Source organism: Xanthomonas sp. SHU 166 (assembly GCF_000364685.1).
GTDB lineage: Bacteria > Pseudomonadota > Gammaproteobacteria > Xanthomonadales > Xanthomonadaceae > Xanthomonas_A > Xanthomonas_A sontii.
This window is the reverse complement of the sequence record NZ_AQOJ01000963.1, coordinates 1-6,345: the sequence shown is the minus strand read 5'-3', so window position 1 is coordinate 6,345 and position 6,345 is coordinate 1. Positions and strand designations below refer to the sequence as shown.

Sequence of the window (6,345 nt, the reverse complement as noted above, 5' to 3'; positions counted from 1 at the left end):
GGCTGCCGGCTGCCGGCTCCGGGCGCACGCTCAGCAACACCCGCCGGCGCGCCCACTTGAAGGCGTTCTCCAGCAGATTGCCGAGCAGTTCCTGCAGGTCGCCGGGCTCGCCGTGGAAGCGCGCGCTCGGCTCGATGTCGAACTCGCACAGCACGCCCTTGGCGGCATAGACCTTCTCCAGGCCACGTACGATCTCCTCGGCATTGGGCTCGATCGGCAATGGCGCGGCGAACAGCTTGTGGCCGCTGGAGGCGGCGCGCGCCAGCTGGTAGGACACCAGGTTGTTCATGCGCCGTAGCTGCACGTCCAACTCTTCGCGCAACTCCGGCCCCTGCGCACCGCTGTCGAGCTGGGTGCGCAATACCGCCAGCGGCGTCTTCAGGCTGTGCGCCAGGTCGGCCAGGGTGTTGCGCTGACGGTCCAGGTTCTCGCGCTCGCTCTCGATGAAGGCGTTGATGCTGTCGGTCAGCGGTTCCAGTTCGCGCGGATGGCGATCGCCCATGCGCACCGCTTCGCCGCGCTGCACCTTGGTCAGTTCGTTGATCACCCGGCGCAGCGGGCGCAGGCTCCATTGCAGGATGAAGGCCTGCAGCACCAGCAGGATCAGACCGGCGCCGCCGAGGTTGAACCACACCCGGCCGCGGAACACGCGCAGCTGCGCGCCCAGCGCGCGGGTGTCCTCCATGATGTAGATGGTGACCGGGGTTTCCTTGTCGTGGCGCACGTAGGCCAAGCCGATGCCGTAGCGGTAGACCTCGCCTTCGCTGCCGTCGATCTGGGTCATCGGCCAGGGTCCGTCGAAGGTTTCCTGACGCGGTTCGAGCATGCCGCCCTTGGGCGGCAGCGGCCCCTCACTGGACATCGAGATCCAGCGCTCGTTGGGCAACTCGATCTGCGCGTACAGGCCGCTGCCGGGCCGGTCGAAATGCGGGTCCGGCGACGACTTGTCGTTGTTAATGTACAGCGAACCGTCGCGGGCGACGTCGATGTTGTTGGCGTACGCGGTGGCGTAGCTCTTCAGGCGCTCGCGCAGGTTGCTCAGCGCGGTATCGGCGAATGCCTGGTCCAGCGCGTAACCTGCCGCGGCAAGGAACGCCAGCAGGCTGAGGCTGGCGGCGAGCAGCTGGCGCGCCTGCAGCGAACGCGGGCGCCAGCGCTTGTACCACCTGGGTCGTGCCGCCACGCGGTCGCTTCCTCGGTGTGCTCGCCGGCGTCTGCGATCAGCCTTCGGTACGCGGAATCGCGAACCGGTAGCCGCGGCCGCGCACGGTCTCGATCGGCTTCAACTCGCCGTCCGGGTCCAGCTTCTTGCGCAGGCGGCCGATGAAGACTTCCAGCACATTGGAGTCGCGATCGAAATCCTGCTGATAGATGTGCTCGGTCAGGTCGGCCTTGGAGACCAGTTCGCCGGCATGCATCATCAGGTACTCGAGCACCTTGTACTCGTAGCTGGTCAGGTCGACGTTGCTGCCACTGACGCTGACGGTCTGCGCCGCCAGGTCCAGCGCAACCGGACCGCATTCCAGAGTCGGCTTGCTCCAGCCGGCGGCGCGGCGCAGCAGTGCATTGACGCGCGCCAGCAGCTCTTCGACGTGGAACGGCTTGACCAGGTAGTCGTCGGCGCCCTGCTTGAGGCCTTCCACCTTGTCCTGCCAGCTGGAACGCGCGGTGAGGATCAGCACCGGAAACTTCTTGCCTTCGTCGCGCAGCGCCTTGATCAACTCCATGCCCGACATCTTCGGCAGGCCCAGATCGATGATGCCCACGTCGAAGGGCACTTCGCGGCCCATGTACAGGCCTTCCTCGCCGTCCTGCGCCGCATCCACCGCAAAGCCTTCGCGCTTCAGGCGAGCGGCCAGGGTCTCTCGCAGCGGAGCTTCGTCTTCGACCAGAAGGATACGCATGAACTCTCCCTAGTAACTTACAGGTGGCCGGTGGCCGGGGCGGTGTGTGGAACCTGAACCGAACTATCCGGACTCACGGGTGATCGTCGCGTGGTGGCTCGGGAGGCTCGCCCGACCGCGGCGCCCGCGGCGGCGCCGCACGGCCAGGTTGCGGATCGTCCATGTAGCGTACCCGCCCACGGCCGTCCATGTACTTGACGCGGTTGATGTCGCGGCCATCGAACGGCACGCGCTCGGCGCCGAGGATCTGCCCGCCGGTGGAGCGCTGCACCCGGCGCACCGCGTCGGACAGCGAACTACCGCCATAGTCCCGATTGCGCCCCGCATCGCGCTCCGGCGGCGCCATCACACCCGGCATGGGCGGCTGCTGCGCACGGCCGTGCCCAGCCGCGACCGACGCCAGCGCGAGCGCGAAGACAGCGGCAAAGCGGTAGTGGCGGGAAGCGGAAGAAGTCACGACGGGCATCCTAACGGACTGATCGGAAACGTTCAAAACTTGTGAAGCGCGACACCTCGCGGGAACGAAGACGACCTCGAGAAATCGAGGCAAATTCTTGATTTTTCGGGGTGAATCCGGTCTGAACTTTTCCGGACGCCCCCGGTAGCATTCAGTCAAATGAACCTGCCGAAGGCCGATGCAAGGGCCGCGCCAGGGGTCTGGAGAGGCCCTTCGGCAGGTGCTTCGCGGCGTCTCCGCAGGACCGGAGACTAGCCCCAGGAACCTGAACGGAATCCCTGAACGAAGTGCGGAAGACGGCGGCGTGACAGTCGTCGATCGAGACGCCGCATGGGTCGGCGACCGCTTGGCGATGAGAGCGATCAGGTCATCGATGCAAAAGGTGCCCGCACCACGCGGCTGCGCCCGTCGGATCACGCCGCCGCGCGTGCCGCCCCGTCGGTGACCGCCAGCGCCCGCTCCAACAGCGCCCAATCGGCCCCGGGGCGGTGCGCCCCCTCGCTGAGCACCTGGCGGAAAGCGCGGCCGCCGGGCTGGCCGTGGAACAGGCCGAGCAGGTGCCGGGTGATGTGCTTGAGCGCCAGGCCCTCGGCCAGACGCGCCTCGACGTAGGGACGCAGCGCGCGCAGCAACTCGGCGCGCGGGCGCGGCGCGGCGCCGGTCAGGGCCGCGTCCAGCCGGTGCAGGACGTAGGGATCGTGGTAGGCGGCGCGGCCCAGCATCACCCCGTCCACCGCCTGCAACTGCGCCTGCGCCGTCTCCACCGCGGCCAGACCGCCGTTGAGCACGACCTGCAACTGCGGCCGCTCGCGCTTGAGCCGGTGCGCCCAGTCGTAGCGCAGCGGCGGCACCTCGCGGTTCTCCTTCGGCGACAGGCCCTGCAACCAGGCGTTGCGCGCATGCACCACGAACAGCGCGCAGCCGGCCGCGGCGACCTGGTCGACGAAGGCCAGGAACACCGCGTAGTCGTCGTCCTGATCCACGCCCAGCCGGCACTTCACCGTCACCGGGATGTCCACCGCCGCGACCATCGCCGCCACGCAGTCGGCGACCAGCGCCGGCTCGCGCATCAGGCAGGCACCGAAGCGCCCGGCCTGGACCCGGTCGGACGGGCAGCCGCAATTGAGGTTGATCTCGTCGTAGCCCCAGTCTTGGCCGATCCGCGCCGCCTGCGCCAGCAGCGCCGGCTCGCTGCCGCCGAGCTGCAGCGCCAGCGGATGCTCGGACGCATCGAAATCCAGCAACCGCGCGCGATCGCCCAGCACCACCGCGTTGGCGTGCACCATCTCGGTGTATAGCCGCGCCGACGGCGCCAGCAGCCGGTGGAAGACCCGGCAGTGGCGGTCGGTCCAGTCCATCATCGGGGCGACGGACAGGCGCAGCGAGGCGGCGTAGCGCTGGTGCTCGGCGCTATTCGACTGATCCGCGGTGCTTTTTTGGGTTTCCATTGTCTGCAATTTTAGCGCGGTACACCGTTCGCTGCTGACGGGGCCGCGTGCGCTTTTTTGAGTCTGCGGCTAGGCATCTACCAAGACACAGTCGTCCGCGTCTCGCACGGACCCGCGCGCCGCAGCGCGAGCGGGAGCACTTCAGCCGATCTCAGCCAGGTTGTTGATGCCGAACTGCGGCGCAATCAGGTTGGGGATTTCGACGATGTTGTTGGCGGGAATGCCGGCCCCGACGATGTTGCCGATCGAAGTCAGATAGCCGGGATCGGACGCACCGGGATGGGCGAAGACCACCAGCACGCTGGCCGGCGGCGGTCCACCGAGGCTGACCAGCGCCGCGGCGGCTTCGTGCGTGGCGACGTAGCCTGCGTTGGCATGGTGCATCCAGGCGCAAGGGAGGGCATGCGGATGATTGGAGACATAGATGACCGCGGCGCAAGTGATCAGGCCGTAAGCGCGGGTGATACCCGGCACAGTGCAGATGTTCTGGACTGCCGACGCGTTGACGCCCAGGTTGTTGCCAGCCCCGGTCATGCACGGCAATGAGCCGCCGACAACGCCGGCTTGTACTTGGGTAACGAAGTGGAAGATGTTCACAGGAGTAACGAAGCTGCCATTGTGATTGTAGATGGGCATGACGATTTCCTTGGGCGGGAGGAAGCAGCAGGGGTACTGCCACTACGCCGCCCCAGCGCGCCAGCATCAATCAGGCGTATCCCTATCGATCGGTGCCTGCGATCCGCAGCGATGGCCTAACCGTGGTGCGGGTTCCGCTGGACGCATGGCGCAGGCCCTTGACCCGCCCGCCGCATCCAGCCTATCGTGCGCTCGCCGAAGGTATTCATCGCTTCATTCGGATGAAGGGATGAATTTAAACGGGAATCCGGTGACGGCCGGCGCCGCAAGCGCCTGCCCATTCCGGAGCTGCCCCGCAGCGGTGAATGGAAACGACCTCCGTCAATGGCACTGGGCCGGCGCGTGCCGGCCTGGGAAGCGACGGACAGTAGGTGCGCAGCCGGCACGGTGCGCGTGTCCATCAGCCCGAATACCGGCCCCGGCCGGAGGACCGTGCGTCCTCCGATTCGACCTGGCGCCTCCGCGGGGAGGCGGCCGGACCGCGACCCGGCCTTGCGCCGCGCCGCGCCGTCCGCCTGCCCGCGCGGTACCGGTTCGCCCGCGGGGGCGAAGGTCGCTGGCGTGGCGGGCGGTCCGTGCGAACGGGACGCGCGGCGCGCGGTTCCTTCGTTCCTCAATGCCCTTGAACGCAATGAGGAAACGCAACATGACGATCGTGACCAACCTGGGCTTCCCGCGCATCGGTGCGCGGCGCGAGCTCAAGCAGGCGCTGGAACGCTACTGGCGCCGCGACATCGACGGCGCGCAACTGCAGGACACCGCACGCGACCTGCGCCTGCGCCACTGGCAACTGCAACGCGAGGCCGGGGTGGACGTGCCGCCCAGCAACGACTTCAGCCTGTACGACGCGATGCTCGACACCGCGTTCCTGTTCGATGCGATCCCGCAACGCTACCGCGCGCTGGCCGATGCCGATCCGCTGGCCGGCTACTTCGCGATGGCGCGCGGCACGCAGGAACACGGCCTGGACCTGCACGCGCTGGAAATGACCAAGTGGTTCGACACCAACTACCACTACCTGGTGCCGGAGCTGGCGCGGCGCCAGCACTTCCGCCTGCGCGGCGACAAGCCGGTGGTGGAGTTCCTGGAAGCCAAGGCGCAGGGCATCCAGACCCGGCCGGTGCTGATCGGGCCGGTGACCTTCCTGGCGCTGTCCAAGACCGTGGACGGCAGCGACCGCTGGGCGTTGCTGGACAGCCTGCTGCCGGTGTATGCGGAATTGCTGCAGCGCCTGCATGCGGCCGGCGCCGGCTGGGTGCAGCTCGACGAGCCGGCGCTGGTATTGGACCTGGACGAGGCCGCACGCGCCGCCTATCGCCGCGCCTATGATGCCCTTTCGCAGGCGACGCGGCCGAAGCTGCTGCTGACCAGCTACTTCGGCGAACTGGGCGACAACCTGGAACTGGCGATGGCGTTGCCGGTGGACGGCATCCACGTGGACCTGGTGCGCGGCGTGGCGCAACTGGACGCGGTGCTGCAGGCCTTGCCGGCCGGACGCGTGCTCTCGGCCGGCCTGGTCAACGGCCGCAACGTGTGGCGCACGCCGCTGGACAACGCGCTGACCCTGGCACGCTACGCCGCCGGCCATGTCGGCCGCGAGCGGCTGTGGCTAGCGCCCTCGTGCTCGCTGCTGCACGTTCCGGTGGATCTGCAGCAGGAGACCAGGCTGGACCGCGAACTGGTCGGCTGGCTGGCCTTCGCCAGGCAGAAGCTGCAGGAACTGCGCACCCTGGCCGATGCGCTGGACGACCAGCCGCAGGCGCAGGCGGGGCTGGACGCGGCGCGCGATGCGTTGGCCAGCCGTCGCGCCTCTGCGCGCGTGCATCGCGCCGAGGTGGCGCGGCGGGTGGACGCGCTGACCGACGACGCCGGCCGCCGGCAGTCGCCGTACGCGCAGCGC

General features: G+C 68.4%; 5 protein-coding genes, 1 pseudogene and 1 riboswitch. Of the genes and pseudogenes, 1 reads left to right on the top strand and 5 read right to left on the bottom strand.

The window, feature by feature from the left end:
- From D180_RS21580 to D180_RS21560, 5 genes are all read right to left on the bottom strand, one after another.
- Positions 1 to 1,183 (bottom strand): ATPase (locus D180_RS21580; protein ID WP_017914409.1); only part of this gene is annotated, 1,183 nt, incomplete at its 3' end.
- A gap of 37 nt (positions 1,184 to 1,220) precedes the next feature.
- Positions 1,221 to 1,904, bottom strand: a complete 684-nt coding sequence (locus tag D180_RS21575; RefSeq protein ID WP_003469280.1) for a response regulator transcription factor — start codon at positions 1,902 to 1,904, stop codon at positions 1,221 to 1,223.
- A gap of 73 nt (positions 1,905 to 1,977) precedes the next feature.
- Positions 1,978 to 2,361, bottom strand: a complete 384-nt coding sequence (locus D180_RS21570; RefSeq protein ID WP_039726258.1) for a hypothetical protein — start codon at positions 2,359 to 2,361, stop codon at positions 1,978 to 1,980.
- Between the two features lie 413 nt (positions 2,362 to 2,774).
- Complete coding sequence (dusA, locus tag D180_RS21565) at positions 2,775 to 3,809, bottom strand: tRNA dihydrouridine(20/20a) synthase DusA (RefSeq protein WP_017914408.1); 1,035 nt, start codon at positions 3,807 to 3,809, stop codon at positions 2,775 to 2,777.
- A gap of 141 nt (positions 3,810 to 3,950) precedes the next feature.
- A complete protein-coding gene (locus tag D180_RS21560) occupies positions 3,951 to 4,445 on the bottom strand; it encodes a hypothetical protein (protein ID WP_157835497.1) in 495 nt (164 codons plus the stop codon).
- 182 nt (positions 4,446 to 4,627) lie between these two features.
- A riboswitch (cobalamin riboswitch) is annotated at positions 4,628 to 4,881 on the top strand.
- A 210-nt stretch (positions 4,882 to 5,091) separates the two neighbouring features.
- On the opposite strand from D180_RS21560, the pseudogene D180_RS21555 reads away from it, so the two are divergent.
- Positions 5,092 to 6,345 (top strand): annotated as a pseudogene (locus D180_RS21555) (5-methyltetrahydropteroyltriglutamate--homocysteine S-methyltransferase); the annotation flags it as partial.

Bases quoted from the DNA above. Each gene is read 5' to 3' on its own strand.
- D180_RS21575 (WP_003469280.1), bottom strand. From the start codon at position 1,904: ATGCGTATCCTTCTGGTCGAAGACGAAGCTCCGCTGCGAGAGACCCTG.
- dusA (WP_017914408.1), bottom strand. From the start codon at position 3,809: ATGGAAACCCAAAAAAGCACCGCGGATCAGTCGAATAGCGCCGAGCAC.
- D180_RS21560 (WP_157835497.1), bottom strand. From the start codon at position 4,445: ATGCCCATCTACAATCACAATGGCAGCTTCGTTACTCCTGTGAACATC.